18 protein-coding genes are annotated in these 15,681 nt (G+C 35.6%); 9 read left to right on the forward strand and 9 right to left on the reverse strand.

Annotated elements, in window-relative coordinates:
* Positions 1–9 precede the first annotated feature (9 nt).
* From V3Z67_RS01020 to rlmD, 4 genes are all read right to left on the reverse strand, one after another.
* Positions 10–1,563, reverse strand: a complete 1,554-nt coding sequence (locus tag V3Z67_RS01020) for a T9SS response regulator signal transducer PorX (protein ID WP_330441569.1) — start codon at positions 1,561–1,563, stop codon at positions 10–12.
* A 150-nt stretch (positions 1,564–1,713) separates the two neighbouring features.
* Entirely contained in the window at positions 1,714–2,418 is a 705-nt protein-coding gene (locus V3Z67_RS01025) for a DUF6048 family protein (RefSeq protein WP_330441570.1), read from the reverse strand.
* On the reverse strand, positions 2,390–2,920 hold the full coding sequence (locus tag V3Z67_RS01030) for a DUF6452 family protein (protein WP_330441571.1): 531 nt from the start codon (positions 2,918–2,920) through the stop codon (positions 2,390–2,392). The genes V3Z67_RS01025 and V3Z67_RS01030 overlap by 29 nt, the downstream gene beginning before the upstream one ends.
* A gap of 21 nt (positions 2,921–2,941) precedes the next feature.
* Positions 2,942–4,354: a 23S rRNA (uracil(1939)-C(5))-methyltransferase RlmD gene (gene rlmD / locus V3Z67_RS01035; protein ID WP_330441572.1), complete on the reverse strand. Its 1,413-nt coding sequence runs from the start codon at positions 4,352–4,354 to the stop codon at positions 2,942–2,944.
* 68 nt (positions 4,355–4,422) lie between these two features.
* Between rlmD and V3Z67_RS01040 the strand changes: the two genes are divergently transcribed.
* From V3Z67_RS01040 to V3Z67_RS01075, 8 genes are all read left to right on the forward strand, one after another.
* On the forward strand, positions 4,423–4,980 hold the full coding sequence (locus V3Z67_RS01040) for a DUF1697 domain-containing protein (protein ID WP_330441573.1): 558 nt from the start codon (positions 4,423–4,425) through the stop codon (positions 4,978–4,980).
* A 104-nt stretch (positions 4,981–5,084) separates the two neighbouring features.
* Complete coding sequence (locus V3Z67_RS01045; RefSeq protein WP_330441574.1) at positions 5,085–5,501, forward strand: OsmC family protein; 417 nt, start codon at positions 5,085–5,087, stop codon at positions 5,499–5,501.
* An 86-nt stretch (positions 5,502–5,587) separates the two neighbouring features.
* Positions 5,588–6,541 carry a helix-turn-helix transcriptional regulator gene (locus V3Z67_RS01050; RefSeq protein ID WP_330441575.1) on the forward strand — a complete coding sequence of 318 codons (954 nt, stop codon included), beginning with the start codon at positions 5,588–5,590 and terminating at the stop codon, positions 6,539–6,541.
* 72 nt (positions 6,542–6,613) lie between these two features.
* Positions 6,614–7,111 carry a DinB family protein gene (locus V3Z67_RS01055; RefSeq protein WP_330441576.1) on the forward strand — a complete coding sequence of 166 codons (498 nt, stop codon included), beginning with the start codon at positions 6,614–6,616 and terminating at the stop codon, positions 7,109–7,111.
* A 176-nt stretch (positions 7,112–7,287) separates the two neighbouring features.
* Entirely contained in the window at positions 7,288–8,532 is a 1,245-nt protein-coding gene (gene rocD, locus V3Z67_RS01060) for an ornithine--oxo-acid transaminase (protein WP_330441577.1), read from the forward strand.
* A gap of 47 nt (positions 8,533–8,579) precedes the next feature.
* Positions 8,580–9,035 carry a DUF5362 family protein gene (locus V3Z67_RS01065; RefSeq protein ID WP_330441578.1) on the forward strand — a complete coding sequence of 152 codons (456 nt, stop codon included), beginning with the start codon at positions 8,580–8,582 and terminating at the stop codon, positions 9,033–9,035.
* A gap of 86 nt (positions 9,036–9,121) precedes the next feature.
* Positions 9,122–9,316 carry a hypothetical protein gene (locus V3Z67_RS01070; protein WP_330441579.1) on the forward strand — a complete coding sequence of 65 codons (195 nt, stop codon included), beginning with the start codon at positions 9,122–9,124 and terminating at the stop codon, positions 9,314–9,316.
* Positions 9,285–9,863: a Smr/MutS family protein gene (locus V3Z67_RS01075; RefSeq protein ID WP_330441580.1), complete on the forward strand. Its 579-nt coding sequence runs from the start codon at positions 9,285–9,287 to the stop codon at positions 9,861–9,863. Before V3Z67_RS01070 ends, V3Z67_RS01075 begins: the two co-directional genes overlap by 32 nt.
* A 32-nt stretch (positions 9,864–9,895) precedes the next feature.
* Here the strand turns inward: V3Z67_RS01075 and V3Z67_RS01080 are convergent, their stop codons facing one another.
* A complete protein-coding gene (locus V3Z67_RS01080) occupies positions 9,896–10,876 on the reverse strand; it encodes a hypothetical protein (RefSeq protein WP_330441581.1) in 981 nt (326 codons plus the stop codon).
* A 111-nt stretch (positions 10,877–10,987) separates the two neighbouring features.
* Here V3Z67_RS01080 and V3Z67_RS01085 point away from each other — a divergent pair, with 111 nt between their 5' ends.
* Complete coding sequence (locus V3Z67_RS01085) at positions 10,988–12,115, forward strand: cysteine desulfurase family protein (protein ID WP_330441582.1); 1,128 nt, start codon at positions 10,988–10,990, stop codon at positions 12,113–12,115.
* A 135-nt stretch (positions 12,116–12,250) separates the two neighbouring features.
* Here the strand turns inward: V3Z67_RS01085 and V3Z67_RS01090 are convergent, their stop codons facing one another.
* From V3Z67_RS01090 to V3Z67_RS01105, 4 genes are all read right to left on the reverse strand, one after another.
* Entirely contained in the window at positions 12,251–12,427 is a 177-nt protein-coding gene (locus tag V3Z67_RS01090; RefSeq protein WP_330441583.1) for a hypothetical protein, read from the reverse strand.
* A gap of 94 nt (positions 12,428–12,521) precedes the next feature.
* Entirely contained in the window at positions 12,522–12,950 is a 429-nt protein-coding gene (locus V3Z67_RS01095) for a GldL-related protein (protein WP_330441584.1), read from the reverse strand.
* Entirely contained in the window at positions 12,947–13,285 is a 339-nt protein-coding gene (locus tag V3Z67_RS01100) for a PadR family transcriptional regulator (RefSeq protein WP_330441585.1), read from the reverse strand. Before V3Z67_RS01100 ends, V3Z67_RS01095 begins: the two co-directional genes overlap by 4 nt.
* 100 nt (positions 13,286–13,385) lie before the next feature.
* Positions 13,386–15,560, reverse strand: a complete 2,175-nt coding sequence (locus V3Z67_RS01105; RefSeq protein ID WP_330441586.1) for a S9 family peptidase — start codon at positions 15,558–15,560, stop codon at positions 13,386–13,388.
* Between the last annotated feature and the right edge of the window lie 121 nt (positions 15,561–15,681).

A 15,681-nucleotide genomic window follows, 5' to 3' on the forward strand; every position in this document is an offset into this window, starting at 1 on the left:
GCACTTCACCTATTTTGGGTTGAACACTAAAAACGGTATAATCATTTCTTCCAGTGAAATACCACCATGCTGATAGGTATTTCTGTAATAGCTTACATAATGGTTAAAGTTATTTACATAAGCAAGGAAAAGATCGTTTTTAGCAAAAATAAACGAACTGCTCATATTTACAGCCGGTAGGTGTATACTTTTTGGATCTTTTACATGGTACACGTCTTTTTCCTCATAAGTAAGGCTTCGTCCTGTTTTGTAACGAAGGTTAAGGCTTGTGTTTCTGTCACCAATAACCTTAGATGGGTTTTTAACGTTTATGGTACCGTGATCTGTAGTAAGTATAAGCTTAAAGCCCATTTGCTGCGCCTGCTGTATCATTTCCAGTAGAGGCGAGTTTTTAAACCAGCTCAGGGTTAGCGACCTGTAAGCCTTGTCATTACTGGCAAGTTCTTTTACCACATCCATTTCAGTTTTGGCGTGCGAAAGCATATCAACAAAGTTGTAAACTATAGTAGTAAGATCGTTGTTTTTAAGTCCCTTAAAGTTATCTACAAGTTTTTTACCATCCTTAAAGTTGGTAATTTTATAGTACTCCTGTTTTATATTAAGGCCTAAGCGTTTTATTTGCTCAGTAAGAAATTCAGCCTCAAAAAGATTCTTTCCGCCCTCATCTACATCATTTTTCCAGTACTGCGGATATTTCTTTTCCATCTCTAAAGGCATAAGACCCGAGAAGATGGCGTTACGCGCATATTGGGTAGCAGTAGGGAGGATAGAGAAGTAAGTGTTTTCTTTTTCCAGCTTGTAATGATTGTTTACAACACTTTCAAAAGCTTTCCACTGGTCGTATCTAAGGTTGTCTATAACCACAAACAGTATAGGTTGTTTCTTTTTGATTTCCGGAGCAACAAGTTCTTTAAACAGGGTATGAGACAGCACAGGTTTATCATCTTCTTTAGGATCAAACCAATCTTCGTAGTTTTTCTCTATAAATTTACCAAACTGAGAGTTGGCTTCAAGCTTTTGTGATTCCAGTATTTCAATCATACTGTGGTCTTCAATGTTTTCAAGCTCAATTTCCCAGAAAACAAGTTTCTTGTACAGGTCAATCCAGTCCTCATAACTGTTTACCATTGACATGTCCATGGCAATTTTCCTGAATTCCTTTTGATAGTCAAGCGTAGTTTTTTCAGAAACCAGCCTAGAGTTGTCCAGGTTCTTTTTCAGGCTAAGTAAAATCTGGTTAGGATTTACGGGTTTTATAAGGTAATCGGCAATTTTAGACCCAATAGCCTCTTCCATAATGTATTCCTCTTCACTCTTGGTAATCATAATTACCGGAACAGATGATTTTTTTTCCTTAATCTCAGCAAGTGTTTCCAGTCCGCTAAGTCCGGGCATGTTTTCATCAAGGAAAACAATATCAAAACTTTCTTCATCAAAAAGGTCTAAGGCATCCTGCCCGTTATTTGCTGTAGTAACTTTATAGTTTTTCTTTTCTAAAAACAGTATGTGTGGTTTTAACAGGTCGATTTCATCATCAACCCATAATATCTTTATTTCATTCATATCAAAGTGATTTTCCCTTCATTAAATTGATTATGCAATGTAACGCTAATTGCTCATTTTAGTATTAATTTTTTTATAAAAAAATTAAGAGACTAACAAAAAAAAGCGTAAGTAGAAACTCACGCTTTTCCTAATGTTGTATAATAAATATTATTTGACTCTTTTGTATAACGGAATGGTGTATGAAAGGGTGTAGTTAAACCCTGCACCAAAACTTCCGTCATAAGTACGGTTAAATCCCGGAATGTAAAGGTTATCAAAATTATCCGGTTTTTTATCAGTAATAAGTGCTTTTAATCTCACACTGAAACCTAAATACAGATTATTAAATAACTCGGCTTTAATACCTCCTACAAACTCCAGCCAGTGGGCACTTAAACCGCTATATTCCTGATTAGGGTAAACCACAGTTTGTTCAAAATACCCCGAATCATCGTATATCTTATAACTGTTAAGTGTTTGGCTGTAACTGCTGAAACCATAACGGAAACCAATATATATCATGTTTTGCATGTCCAGCCAGTTCTCGTAGGCATTATAATCAAAACCAAGTTTTATATAACTACCGTTTGTTGTAAAGTTTAATTGGTCGTCATCTACCGTAATTTTGGTATTCCCTATTTCTCCGGCAGCATATATCTTTTTTGTCAGTCTGTAATCGGCAACAATTTCAAATCCCTGAAAGTCGTCATCATAAAAAGAACGGGCAAACCTGTATAAATCGGCACCAACACGTATACCATACTTATCCGTTCTAGGCTTTTGTATGGTATCTGTTTTTTCTTCCTGCGAAAATGCCGGCTTAATGGCCAACATTAAAACGATACTAAAAATAAATTTTAACGTGTACTTCATCTTCGTTTTCAATGTTTGACTCTTCAATAGTATATTCCTGTATCCAAAGACCTTCTTCATCTTCAGAATCTTCAATTACAAGAGGATCAGGCGCTGTTCCGTTTTGTAGGTTTAGCGTAAAATTACTTTTAAAACCACAGGCACGTGAAATATATAATTCTGTAGTCTCGTAGTTAAAAGTAATTACATCAGTATTATAAGTTATTTCCCCAAGCTGAGATGAACCTAATCTAAAGTTCCACGTTGTAGCAGTAGAATCGGTACGTAGAGGTACTTCAATATGATTAGTACCATTAATTGTACCTATGGTGTCTAAATCTGCCGAAAAGTAACTAAAATAGGTTACGTTTTTTGGATCTGTATGGTTATCACGGTTATAAAATTCAATAATAAGGCTAGGTGTTGTTGCTGTACCTTCGGCACATATATCATCTTTTTCACAACTCCAAAAGCCAACAGCTGTGAGGAGTGCCAGAAGAAAGACTGTTATTATTCTTTTCATAGTGATAAATTACAGAAATTATTATCGTTTTTCCAAAAGTACAACATTTTCCACGTGATGTGTTTGCGGGAACATATCAACAGGGCGAACGCGTGTTACTTTGTATTTTTCGTCCATTAACGCAAGGTCTCTCGCCTGTGTAGCCGAATTACAGCTTACATAAACCACTTTCTTAGGAGCAATTTTTAATATCTGCTCTACAACATCTTTGTGCATACCATCGCGTGGTGGATCGGTTATAATTACATCAGGTGTACCATGTGTATTTATAAACTCTTCATTAAATACCACTTTCATGTCACCCACAAAAAAGTCACAGTTGGTTATTTCGTTACGTTTAGCATTTTCCTTGGCATCGGCAATAGCTTCAGGCACTGCCTCAACACCAATAACTTTTTTTGCTTTTTTAGAAACAAACTGTGCAATGGTTCCTGTACCTGTATACAAATCGTATACCAATTCGTTTCCGGTAAGTCCTGCAAATTCACGTGTTATTTTATAAAGCTCATAAGCCTGGTCAGAATTGGTTTGGTAAAACGACTTAGCATTGATGCTAAATTTCAAGCCTTCCATTTCTTCAAGGATATAATCACGCCCTTTGTAAAGTATAATGTTCTGGTCGTAAAGCGTATCATTAGCTTTACTGTTAACTACATATTGTAATGAAGTTATTTGAGGGAAACCATCGGCAAGGAAATCAAGAATAAGCTCTCTGTTTTCCTTATCGTCTTCAAAAAACTGGATAAGCACCATAATCTCACCTGTAGAGGCAGTACGTATCATAAGCGTGCGTAGTAGCCCTTCATGGTTACGGGGATTAAAGAAAGTTAGTCCGTGTTTATTGGCAAAGTCTCTTATTTCATTCCTAATAGCGTTACTTGGATCTTCCTGTAGGCTACAGTGGGTAATATCAAGAATCTTATCCCACATTTTAGGGATGTGGAATCCAAGAGCATTAGCATTGTCAATCTCTTCACCGCTTTGTATTTCCTCTTCTGTCATCCAGCGGGAATTAGAGAAAGAGAATTCCATTTTGTTACGGTAAAAGAATTGTTTTTCAGAACCAAGTATTGGTTCAAATTCAGGTAGTTCAATCTTACCAATACGCTTAAGGTTATTGAATACTTCCTGATTTTTATAGAACAATTGCTGACTGTATTTCATGTTTTGCCACTTACAGCCCCCGCAGGAACCAAAATGACTACATACAGGCTCTGTTCTGTGTTCAGAAAATTCATGAATGTTAATAGCCCTTCCTTCGTAGTAGGCTTTCCTTTTCTTAAAGGTTTGCACGTCTACTACGTCTCCTGGTACCACATTTGGTATAAATATAACCTTACCATCGGGAGCTTTAGCTACCGATACTCCTTTTGCGCCTGCATCAAGAACCTTGACATTGTCAAATACGATCTTGTCTGATCTTTTTCTTCCCATGCGGCAAAAATAAACTATTGGCTATAAAATTTAAATAAATTTGTAATTAAACTAATCAAACAAAAATAATGGCACTGTATCTGGCACTTTTTAGAGGGATAAACGTAAGCGGTAAAAACATCATTAAAATGGAAAGTTTGCGGAAGCAAATGGAGCATGCTGGCTATGGTAATGTGCAAACCTATATACAAAGTGGCAATGTGGTTTTTGAGGCTAAAGAAACATCTAAGGTAAAAGTATCGGTTGCTATTGAGTCACTTATCAAAAAAGAATACGGTCATGATATTACAGTGTTTGTACTTGATATGGCAGATATGAGCAAAGTTACTGCAAATAATCCTTATGCCACAAGAGATGAACTGGAAGAGGGGAGTAAAAAACTGTATGTTACTTTCCTGTCGGAAATACCACAAAAAGAAAATATCCAAAAGCTTTATGATGCACCAATAGATGATGATCTTATAGATCTTAAAGATGATATATTATACTTTAAGCTTGCAACAAAAGCATCTGATTCTAAATTGAGTAATAATCTTATCGAATCGAAGCTCAAGTTAAAGGCTACCACCCGTAACTGGAACACTACCATTAAGTTACTTATAATGTTAGAGAAATCTGAAAAATAGAGCTTCAGTTTTAATGTTATGTTAAATTTAAATTGTTGATTATTTGGTGTTTATCTGTTTAGTAACTTTATATGGAATAAAGAAACCAAATAAATAAAAAATTTATGAAAAGACATGCAACTGCCCATTGGGAAGGATCATTGAAAGAGGGAGCCGGAAAACTAACAACACAAAGTACTGTTCTAAATAATACACAATATTCATTTAAAACCCGTTTTGAAGACGGTAACGGAACAAACCCCGAAGAACTCGTGGCAGCAGCCCATTCAGGCTGTTTTACCATGCAGCTTACAGCCTATATTAATGAGGCAGGGTATGAAGTAGCTTCTATTGAAACCAAATGTGATATTGATTTTCAAAACGGAAGTATAGTTGAGTCTCATTTGTCGGTTGTGGCTAAAGTGGCCGAAATAAGTACAGATCAGTTTCAGGAACTTGTAAAAAAAGCAGAGAGTAATTGTCCTATATCACGGTTGCTAAATACAAAAATAACTTCGAATGCAACGCTTGTGCAGCAATAATTAAATTACAAAGGTTACTTAGTAAAGCCCCTTTTTTGGGGCTTTTTTATTTGTAGTATATTTGGCTAATCAATCATCTTAATCAAATGAATCGTTTTGACCGTATTACTGCAATATTAATACAACTACAGTCTAAAAGGGTAGTTAAAGCACAAGATCTTGCCAACAGGTTTGATATAAGCCTTCGTACCGTTTATCGTGACATCCGCACACTTGAGGAAGCCGGAGTACCTTTATATGGTGAGGCCGGAGTGGGATACTCCCTGGTAGAGGGATACAGGCTTCCGCCCGTAATGTTTAGCAGGGAAGAGGCTATAGCCTTTTTAACTGCTGAAAAGCTTATGGAAAAATTTACCGATGATTCCCTGCAAAATCATTTTTCTTCGGCCATGTATAAGGTAAAGGCAGTTTTAAGAGGAACCGAGAAAGACCTTGTGGAAAACCTGGAAAACCAGATAATGGTAACCCAGAGAAAAACCAATGCTGCTCCGTCGGGTAATATACTTGATACATTACTTAAAGCCATATCAGACAAGAAGGTCATAAAAATGGAATATAAGGCTTTTGGAAATGAACAAAGCTTAGAAAGAAAAATAGAACCTATAGGTGTATTCCATGAATATGAAAACTGGTATACTATAGGTTACTGCCATTTAAGGGACAGTTACAGGCAGTTTAGGTTAGACAGAGTAGTTTATATTGAGCTTACAGATGAACTGCAACAGGAGCGTACTTCACTTAAGGAATTTAATGAAATGCGAGAAAGAGCAAAATCAAGTCTTACTTTACAAAAAGTAATTATTAAGGTAGACAAAGCTATGGCTTTGTACATACAGGAACATAAGCATTATTATGGCTTTGTTTCAGAAAAAGTTAACGATGACAATATAGAAATGACTTTTTTAACCCAATCACCACAGCAGGGATTTGTAAGATGGCTTACTATGTTTGGTGATCAGGCAGAACTAATTGAACCGTTATCGCTTAAAGCAGATATGAAGAAACTTTTGGATCGAATTTTAGAAAAAATGAATCTTTAAAATCCTACTGACATACTGTTGTCACAACCCCGTGTTTACTTTGTAGTGTCAAACAAATAAACCACAACAGTTATGGAATTAATAGCATTATTAAAACAGGAATTAAATGAAGAGTCAAGAACAACCCGTAAAATGCTTAGCAGGGTACCACCAGAGAAATTTGACTGGCAACCACACCCTAAGAGCATGACATTGGGTAGGCTTGCTTCACACGTGGCAGAACTGCCGGGATGGGTAGCTATGGCTGTAGATACTCACGAGCTTGACTTTGCTGATAACCCTTATGAACCTAAGGATGTTAAAAACACAGGTGAATTACTGGATTATTTTGAAGAGTCGCTTAAAAATGCAAAAGACGGACTTGAAAAAATCGATGTGAAAGATTTTAATGAGCCGTGGACACTTAGAAACGGAGAGCAAATACTTAATTCTTATACTAAATATAGTGTGATAAGGATGGCTTACTCTCAGGTTGTACATCACAGAGCGCAACTAGGTGTTTATTTAAGGTTACTTAATATACCTATACCGGGTAGTTATGGCCCAAGTGCCGACGAAGTGGCTTCCTAGTTTAAAAACACTAAAATTTACAAATCCCTCACTGCAATACTGCGTGAGGGATTTTTAATTACATTTTACTCAAAATAAATAATAAATCGTTTTAATTTTATTAATTTGCAGCAAAGGATGATTTCTCTCCTAACTAAGCAGGAATTGTAAAGTGAAAATTAAAAATTTAGATTACAATGTCAGTTTTAGAAAAATTGAGTTCGGCAGATGCCATTGCTTTAGAAGACAAATACGGAGCACATAACTATCACCCGCTTCCGGTAGTTTTAAGCAAAGGAGAAGGTGTTTATGTGTGGGATGTTGAAGGGAAAAAGTATTACGATTTCCTGTCGGCTTATTCGGCAGTAAACCAGGGACATTGCCATCCTAAAATTGTAGGTGCAATGATGGAGCAGGCTCAAACCCTAACATTAACATCAAGAGCTTTTTATAACGATAGGCTGGGCAGGTACGAAGAGTTTATAACCAAATATTTTGGTTTTGATAAAGTACTACCAATGAATACTGGTGCTGAGGCTGTGGAAACAGCAATTAAACTTTGCCGTAAATGGGCTTATGAGAAAAAAGGAATTGCAGAGCAACAGGCTAAAATAGTAGTTTGCAAAAATAACTTCCACGGTAGGACAACAACAATAATTTCGTTCTCTAATGATGAGGATGCAAGGAAAAATTTTGGTCCGTATACTGAAGGTTTCATCAAAATAGAATACGATAACCTACAGGCGCTGGAAGATACTCTAAAAAATAATAGTGATATTGCAGGATTCCTGGTAGAGCCTATACAGGGAGAAGCAGGCGTTTATGTACCTTCAGAAGGGTATTTAGCTAAAGCAAAAGCACTTTGTGAAAAACATAATGTACTGTTTATTGCAGATGAGGTTCAAACCGGTATAGCAAGAACAGGTAAATTACTTGCAGTTAACCATGAAAATGTAACTCCGGATATTCTTATTTTGGGAAAAGCACTTTCAGGAGGGGCTTATCCTGTATCGGCAGTATTAGCTAATAACAGTATTATGGATGTTATTAAGCCGGGACAGCATGGTTCTACTTTTGGAGGTAATCCCGTTGCAGCAGCTGTTGCAATAGCAGCCCTTGAAGTAATTGAAGAGGAAAAACTTGCTGAAAATGCAGAAAAGCTGGGAGTTGTTTTCCGAAACAAAATAAATGAATATATTAGCGAAAGCAATATAGTTACTTTAGTAAGAGGTAAAGGATTACTTAATGCTATAGTAATCAATGATGCAGAAGACAGCTCTACAGCATGGGATATTTGTGTTAAGCTAAAAGAACATGGGTTATTAGCAAAGCCAACCCATGGTAACATAATTCGGTTTGCACCACCATTAGTTATGAATGAGGAGCAATTGTTAGATTGTGTAAACATCATTACATCGACACTTAAAGAATTTGAAAAATAACAAACACATTAAATAACCAATTAATTATTAACTAACAATTTTGTTTTATGGAAAATAATTCCGCATTTGATTCTTTTGAATTACAATTAACTAACGAGTCTAAAAGCTTTCTGAGAGAAGCAGGTAAATGGGCTAATTTTTTAGGTATTTTAGGTTTTATAGGTCTTGGATTTATGGTAATTGGTGCTTTTTCAATAATGGCAATGGGTAGTGCTTTTGGATCTATGGGAGGAGGCGCAGGAGCATTTGGTGCTATAGGGTCTACATTTTTAGGAGTCATTTATTTATTAATGGTGCTATTATATTTTTTCCCTGTACTATACCTTTATAGGTTTGGTTCAAGAGTAAAAAAAGCATTTGCGAATAATGATACAGCTATGTTAACCTCTTCTTTAGAGAACTTAAAGTCTCACTATAAGTTTGTAGGTATATTAGCAATAATCATGCTTTCATTTTATGCTCTTGCAATTTTAATTGCAATTATTGGAGGATTAGCTTCATAAGAGAATAATATATAGATATAAATCCCGCTCTGTGCGGGATTTTTTATTTAAAAACTTATAGTAAATTTGAAGCTTTAATAAACACTATGAGAACAATTTTTATAATATTAATGTTTGTAGCCGCTTTTTGGGCTTTTTATGAGCAGTCTAAAGATCAGCCTAACAAAATATTAATGATTCTTGCTTTTGCAGTTTTTGCTTTTGGTTTAATGCGCCTTATGGCAAAAGTGCCAAGCAAGGAAGAAAAAGATGAAAGAGAAAACAGAGATGAAGACATTTAATATAGGCGATGAGGTAACGGTTTTAGACGATTCTTTTTCAGGCAAAGTAAAAGGGTTTAAAAAAGACAGAGTTGTTATTGAAACTCCCGAAGGTTTTGAGCTTGATTTTGAAGCGCAGGAATTGGTTAAAATTGCCGACACCGGTGATATGAAGTCATTATTCTCTTCTCAAAGCTTATCTTCTGTATTGAAAGATAAGGAAGAGCCTAAAAAAAGGAGTTTTGTAAAGGAAAAACGCTCTAAAAAAGATGAGTTTGTACTGGAGGTTGATTTACATATAGAGAAACTCGTACCTAACAAAAAGGGTATGTCTAACTATGATATACTTACGTTACAAACCGAAACAGCTAAACGCCAAATTGATTTTGCCATAAAAAACAGGATGCCTAAAGTTGTACTAATTCACGGAGTGGGAGAAGGTATACTTAAAGCAGAATTAGACTTCCTGTTGGGTAGATATGATAACATTAGCTTTCAGGATGCCAATTACAGAAAATACGGACTTGGAGCTACAGAGGTTTATATAAAACAAAACCCTGACAGATAAGAATAAAAAAAGCAGCCATTAGGCTGCTTTTTTTATTCTGTACCAAATTGTCCAAAAACATAATTTCCATTTTCGTCTTCTGTTGGTTTAAAAGTTTCTTCATTGTTGGTAGAATTAAAAAAGGTAACATCGTGAAATATTACAGTATGCTGAAATTCTCCCACAACAACTTCTTCAGTTGTCACCCAAATTTCCCCGGTAGTAAGCCATCGCTGTTCTACAACAGGTGTAATAGGAGGTGTATTACTACAAATTAATGTACCTGAAGCAGTACCGGAGTATACATCAAAAATTACCCTGTTATCTGTTTCGTCAAGTTCAAGAATCCTTGGAGCATCAATGCCGGTAACTTCATTAACAAATAAGGTATTGAAGTTTTCTGAAGTAATAATTATTTTTAATACTTCGTCAGAGTTGATTTCGTATATTATTTTAGGAGCGTTTTCATCTCCGCTATCACATTTGCTAGGGTTAATAGTCCCGTTTGAGAAATCTTCAAAATCAAAATCAAATCCTTGTGAAGTAGTATATGTACCATAGTTTTGGTTTTCAATCACTATAGTCTCATCATCTTTAACAAATTCAAGTCTAACAATAGAGATGCTGTGTTCATACGATACATCACCATCATCACTTACAAGTTTAGTTGTCGTAACAGTAAGCTCACCACCCTGTGATGCATTCCACTCTTCAACAACCGTAGGTGTTGCAGGAGGTAATGATGTACAAATAGTCGAGGAAGTTACTGTACCGCTGTAATTTCTATAAATAACTTTATTGGCGCTATTCACAGTAATGGTTTCTATGGCTCCGTCTATATTTGAAAAGTATTCCTCAATGTTTACATCAAGTATAAGTACTTCTGTTCCGTTTACCTTGTATAAAAATTCGTTTGCAGTACATAACTGTGCTGTAGTTATATCGTCAAAGTTAAAATCTTTAAATGTCATATCACCATCATCACAGGCAAATACCAATATTACAATAGCAAACAGAGCAGATAGCTTTTTCATAAATTATATTTTTCAACAAAAATAAGGTTTTTACCGAGTTGATAAAACGTTTTTATGAAGCTGTATATTATATATAGTACTTATAAATGCTTTTTAAGTAATTTTGCAGGTATGAAAAAAGTATACCTGGATAACGCATCTACCACAGCTATAAGGCCTGAAGTAATTGAGGAAATGATGGCTATAATGTCACAAAACTTTGGAAACCCTTCTTCTACACACAGTTATGGCAGGGGAGCTAAAGTACTTTTGGAAACAGCAAGAAAAACCATAGCGTCCCTAATTGGGGCTGAAGCAAGAGAAATTATATTTACATCAGGTGGTACTGAGGCCGATAACTGGGTTATACGCAGTGCTGTTAAGGATTTAGGAGTTAAACGTATAATAACTTCTAAAATAGAGCATCATGCTGTATTGAATACAGTTAAAATACTGGAAACCGAATTTGATATTACTATAGACTATCTTAGTGTTTCCGAAAATGGTGAGGTTGATTTAAATCAGCTTGAATCGCTTTTAGCTGATAAAATTCCTACACTGGTTAGCCTTATGCACGTTAATAATGAGACTGGAGTAGTGCTTGATATTGATAAAGTAGGGAAGATGTGTAAAGAGCATGCAGCCTTATTTCATTCAGATACCGTACAATCCATAGGTAAAACAGAGTTCGATTTAAACACCACTCCTATAGATTTTATTGCTGCGAGTGCTCATAAATTTCATGGACCAAAAGGAGTTGGCTTTGTTTTTGTGAGGAAAAATACTCCGCTGCATTCTATGATACATGGTGGCGAACAGGAAAAAGGTATGAGAGCCGGTACCGAAGCTATCCATCAAATAGTGGGTATGGCTAAAGCTCTGGAATTATCCTGTAAACACTTAAATGATGAAAGAGAGCAAATAGCAACATTAAAGCAGTATTTACTTGAAAAACTTGATTCTGAATTTCCCGGTTATACTGTAAATGGCGAAGGTGCCGATTTGTTTTATAATTTGGTAAATGTGATGTTGCCATTATCATATGAAAAAACAGGAATGATTCTTTTTCATCTGGACATTAAAGGAATAGCGGTATCAAGAGGAAGTGCATGCCAAAGTGGTAGTGTAAAACCTTCGCATGTTTTAAAGGAAATGCTCAGTGACGAAGATGTCAAAAAGCCTTCACTTCGCATTTCATTAAGTCACTACAATACTAAAGAGGATATTGATTTACTTATCGACGCTCTTAAAACAATGTAATATATAAAATCCGCTGTACGGTAAACGTAAGCGGATTTTACTACTAACTCAAACCTTACTTAAAAGTTTTTTCAAAGTTATAGTATACTCAAAGGCAGTTCAATCCCTATAAGTAGGTATTATATAGGTTTGAAGTTAAACCTGTGCCTTATATTTTTTATAAAAATAAAAGGGTAGGTAACCAAAGTTTAGTATTACCACACCTGTACATAGTTGTATACTGGCACCAGGCCAGTGCATAATTTTGAACAAAACTCCGTTACTGATTAAAAACAGGCTGATAAAGCCAAATACATAAACTAATTTTTTCATGATTAATGGTTTTTAGTTAATACTGATTTATAAAAATGCATTTTAATAAAATGTATAAAGGTTTAAAAAAAAAGGCTTTCGCCTTATGGATAGTCTATATGTTTTTGGCATAAGACAGTTTATACTGATGATAAAAATACATAGGGAGAAAGAAAATGGTAAATACCGTAAAACCAAGTGTAACAATAATACTTGCTCCCGGCCAATGCATTATTTTAAAAAACTGTCCAAAACATATAAGCATAGAACTTATCAGTCCAAGTAAATAAACAATTTTCTGTCTTTTCATATTTTTTCTAAAGACGATAAGTAAATAGGTGTCGCGCTCTATTGCCCTCATTTCATTATAACCACCAAAGTTCTTAATCGCCTCTTTATAGGCGGTATCAAAATCATTATGCTCACTATTTTCAATAAGAGAACATATATGATCCAGTACATCACTGTGAAGCTCTTCGGTTGTAAGTCCGTAAAACTTTAGGTTATCAGAGATATATTCTATTTGTTGTTCGCTTAGTATCATTTAGCAACTTCTTTTTCTTTAAAAATAGTAGATAATGTACTTATAAAATTATTCAGTTCATCTGTAACCTGCTGTGCAGCTTTTATGCCACTACTGGTTACCTGATAGTATTTGCGTACCCTTTTGCCAATATACATTTTCTCTGTCTCCAGTATGCCTTCGGCTTCCAGTTTATGCAGGATAGGGTATAGCGCTCCTTCAGATATATCTATCTTTCCTCTGGTTATATCCTTAACCGTCTGTGTAATTTCATAACCATACATTTTACCCTTATCATGAAGCAGTTTCAGGATGATAGGTTGTAGTGTTCCTTTGGTGAGTTCTTTACTATACATAATACAAATATACATTTTATTTAAATGTATACAATTAAAACGTATTATTTTTGGTTTTAGTATAAAAAGAAAGGAGCCCTAAGGCTCCTTGTATAATATCTTATTTTAAATGTGTGTTAAAATAGTCGGCTATTTTGTGATTCAGGTGTATCCTATCCTTACCGCGAACATTGTGTTCATGAGTAGGGTATAGGAAGTAATCAACCTGTTTTCCTGCAGTGATACAGGCATTAATAAACTGCATGCTGTGTTGTTGTACAACAACATTATCCTGAGCACCGTGTATCATAAGTAGTCTTCCGTTTAGTTTAGAAGCTTTATTTACTACACTTGCTTTCTCATAACCTTCAGGGTTTTCCTGTGGCATATCCATGTAGCGCTCCCCATACATTACTTCATAATACTGCCAGTCGCAAACAGGACCACCTGCAACACCTACTTTAAAGGTATCGCTGTGATTAAGCATAAGGGAAGTAGACATGAATCCGCCAAAACTCCATCCGTAAACCCCGATTTTATCCTGATTTACAAACGGTTTAGATTTAAGGAACTCAACACCTTTCATTTGGTCTGCCATTTCATTCTGACCAAGGTTTCTGTGAATTACATGTTCAAAATTACGCCCACGTGCATCACTACCTCTGTTATCCAGTGTAAATACAACATATCCCTGTTGCGCCATGTAGTAGTCAAATAATGAAGCACCACCTAACCAGTCGTTAGTAACTAACTGTGCGTGAGGACCACCATAAACATAAACCATTACAGGGTATTGTTTGTTAGAATCAAAGTTACCCGGGTATATAAGTCTTCCGTTAAGAGGAGTTTTACCATCGGCAGCAGTTATAGTAACCAGTTCCATTTTAGGCAGTTCGGTTACGCCTGTATATGGGTTATCTGATTTTAACAGAGATGTAGCTTTTTTAGAAGCTGTAGCGATAATGCTCACATCATTTGGAGTAGTGGTATTGCTAAAGCTGTCAAGCGCTAGAGATCCGTCACTGCTCACCATTACAGAGTGTGTGCCCGAACCGTTAGTGATCTGTGTAGTTTTACCGGATTTAAGATTTACCTGATATAATTGTCTGTCTAAACCATTGTTAGCAGTACCAACATAAAATACAGTTTTTCCTTTAGCATCAAAGTTTAAAAGCTCCATTACAACAACATCGTTGTAACCAAGATTTTTAATTAGCTTACCATCTGTATTATAAACATAAAGTTGCTCATAACCGTCTTTCTCCGTTCTGTAAAGGAATTTATCATTACTGTTAGGTAGGAATGTAAGGTTGTGTAAAGGTTCTACATAAGTAGAAGCCTGCTCTTCAAAAAGTGTATTTACAAGATTACCGGTAGCAGCTTCATAACGGTTAAGTTTTAAATGATTTTGCTCACGGTTAAGTACACCAACAAATACATATTTGTTGTCAGGACTCCAGGTTACACAGGTTAAAAACTGCTCTTTAGGACCTTCGGTTTTAAGCGTGGTTTTAGTTTTAGAAGCAACATTGTAAACCACTAGGGTTACTTCTTCACTTTTCATCCCTGCCATTGGGTATCTTATATCGTTTTCTTTTGCTATACGCTCGCCAAAGTTCACAAGCGGATAATTTGCTACCATAGTTTCATCTTTACGGTAGTATAAAAGCATGTTGCTATCTGCTGACCACCACATACCTTTGTTGATACCAAATTCCTGACGGTGAACGTAGTCACTACCGTTTACAATACCTTTATCTGTATCGTTTGTAACGTTAGTATTGTTTCCGTTTTCATCAGTAATAACAATATTGTTTTCGTTTAACCATGCAGCTTTGGTTCCATTTGGAGCCATAGTTTGCTGTGTAGCATCTTTAGAGAAAGAAACGGCATGTTTAACTTCTTTTTTCTCTACATCAAAAAGTACTAGATAAGTACCGTTTGTTCCTGTAGCATCAAATGAAATAGTGTTTTTGTCTTTCCACTCATATCTGTAAGGGAATATCTGGAAGCTGAAATAATCAGAAGGGAATTTAGCTTTAAGGGCTGTTGTTAAGTCCTGTTTTGTCAGGAAAGTAGTTTCTTCCCAGTTAGACTCTTCACTTCTTGACATAAGTTTAGAGTAGGTATTGTCAAGATAAGTAATGGTTTTGGTATCGGTTCTCCATTGTGGAGCAGTTAGGCTTCTAGGTGCGTAGGCCTGATATTGCCCATAGGTAGCCTGCTCTATGGTAAGGTTTTGTTGTGCTGTTGCAACCATTCCCGTTAAAAGGAACAGCAGTAAAAGTTTTTTCATGTTTTTATATTTTATGGCGAATTTAATTAAACTCAATCTTATTCAGAAATATAATAATGCTAATTAGTACTGTTTATTACTGATTAGTTACAAAAAAATCCGCCTTTCTGAGACGGATTTA

The sequence above is a fragment of the Flavobacterium sp. C4GT6 genome, from assembly GCF_036347315.1.
In the GTDB taxonomy this organism is placed as follows: Bacteria; Bacteroidota; Bacteroidia; order Flavobacteriales; family Flavobacteriaceae; genus Flavobacterium.

What these genes read in the sequence shown, in the direction of transcription:
- V3Z67_RS01105 (WP_330441586.1), bottom strand. Translation starts at nt 15,560, where the DNA reads ATGAAAAAACTTTTACTGCTGTTCCTTTTAACGGGAATGGTTGCAACA.
- V3Z67_RS01050 (WP_330441575.1), top strand. Translation starts at nt 5,588, where the DNA reads ATGAATCGTTTTGACCGTATTACTGCAATATTAATACAACTACAGTCT.
- V3Z67_RS01065 (WP_330441578.1), top strand. Translation starts at nt 8,580, where the DNA reads ATGGAAAATAATTCCGCATTTGATTCTTTTGAATTACAATTAACTAAC.
- V3Z67_RS01070 (WP_330441579.1), top strand. Translation starts at nt 9,122, where the DNA reads ATGAGAACAATTTTTATAATATTAATGTTTGTAGCCGCTTTTTGGGCT.
- V3Z67_RS01085 (WP_330441582.1), top strand. Translation starts at nt 10,988, where the DNA reads ATGAAAAAAGTATACCTGGATAACGCATCTACCACAGCTATAAGGCCT.
- V3Z67_RS01030 (WP_330441571.1), bottom strand. Translation starts at nt 2,920, where the DNA reads ATGAAAAGAATAATAACAGTCTTTCTTCTGGCACTCCTCACAGCTGTT.
- V3Z67_RS01090 (WP_330441583.1), bottom strand. Translation starts at nt 12,427, where the DNA reads ATGAAAAAATTAGTTTATGTATTTGGCTTTATCAGCCTGTTTTTAATC.
- V3Z67_RS01045 (WP_330441574.1), top strand. Translation starts at nt 5,085, where the DNA reads ATGAAAAGACATGCAACTGCCCATTGGGAAGGATCATTGAAAGAGGGA.
- rlmD (WP_330441572.1), bottom strand. Translation starts at nt 4,354, where the DNA reads ATGGGAAGAAAAAGATCAGACAAGATCGTATTTGACAATGTCAAGGTT.
- V3Z67_RS01020 (WP_330441569.1), bottom strand. Translation starts at nt 1,563, where the DNA reads ATGAATGAAATAAAGATATTATGGGTTGATGATGAAATCGACCTGTTA.
- V3Z67_RS01040 (WP_330441573.1), top strand. Translation starts at nt 4,423, where the DNA reads ATGGCACTGTATCTGGCACTTTTTAGAGGGATAAACGTAAGCGGTAAA.
- V3Z67_RS01075 (WP_330441580.1), top strand. Translation starts at nt 9,285, where the DNA reads ATGAAAGAGAAAACAGAGATGAAGACATTTAATATAGGCGATGAGGTA.
- rocD (WP_330441577.1), top strand. Translation starts at nt 7,288, where the DNA reads ATGTCAGTTTTAGAAAAATTGAGTTCGGCAGATGCCATTGCTTTAGAA.
- V3Z67_RS01055 (WP_330441576.1), top strand. Translation starts at nt 6,614, where the DNA reads ATGGAATTAATAGCATTATTAAAACAGGAATTAAATGAAGAGTCAAGA.
- V3Z67_RS01080 (WP_330441581.1), bottom strand. Translation starts at nt 10,876, where the DNA reads ATGAAAAAGCTATCTGCTCTGTTTGCTATTGTAATATTGGTATTTGCC.
- V3Z67_RS01025 (WP_330441570.1), bottom strand. Translation starts at nt 2,418, where the DNA reads ATGAAGTACACGTTAAAATTTATTTTTAGTATCGTTTTAATGTTGGCC.
- V3Z67_RS01095 (WP_330441584.1), bottom strand. Translation starts at nt 12,950, where the DNA reads ATGATACTAAGCGAACAACAAATAGAATATATCTCTGATAACCTAAAG.
- V3Z67_RS01100 (WP_330441585.1), bottom strand. Translation starts at nt 13,285, where the DNA reads ATGTATAGTAAAGAACTCACCAAAGGAACACTACAACCTATCATCCTG.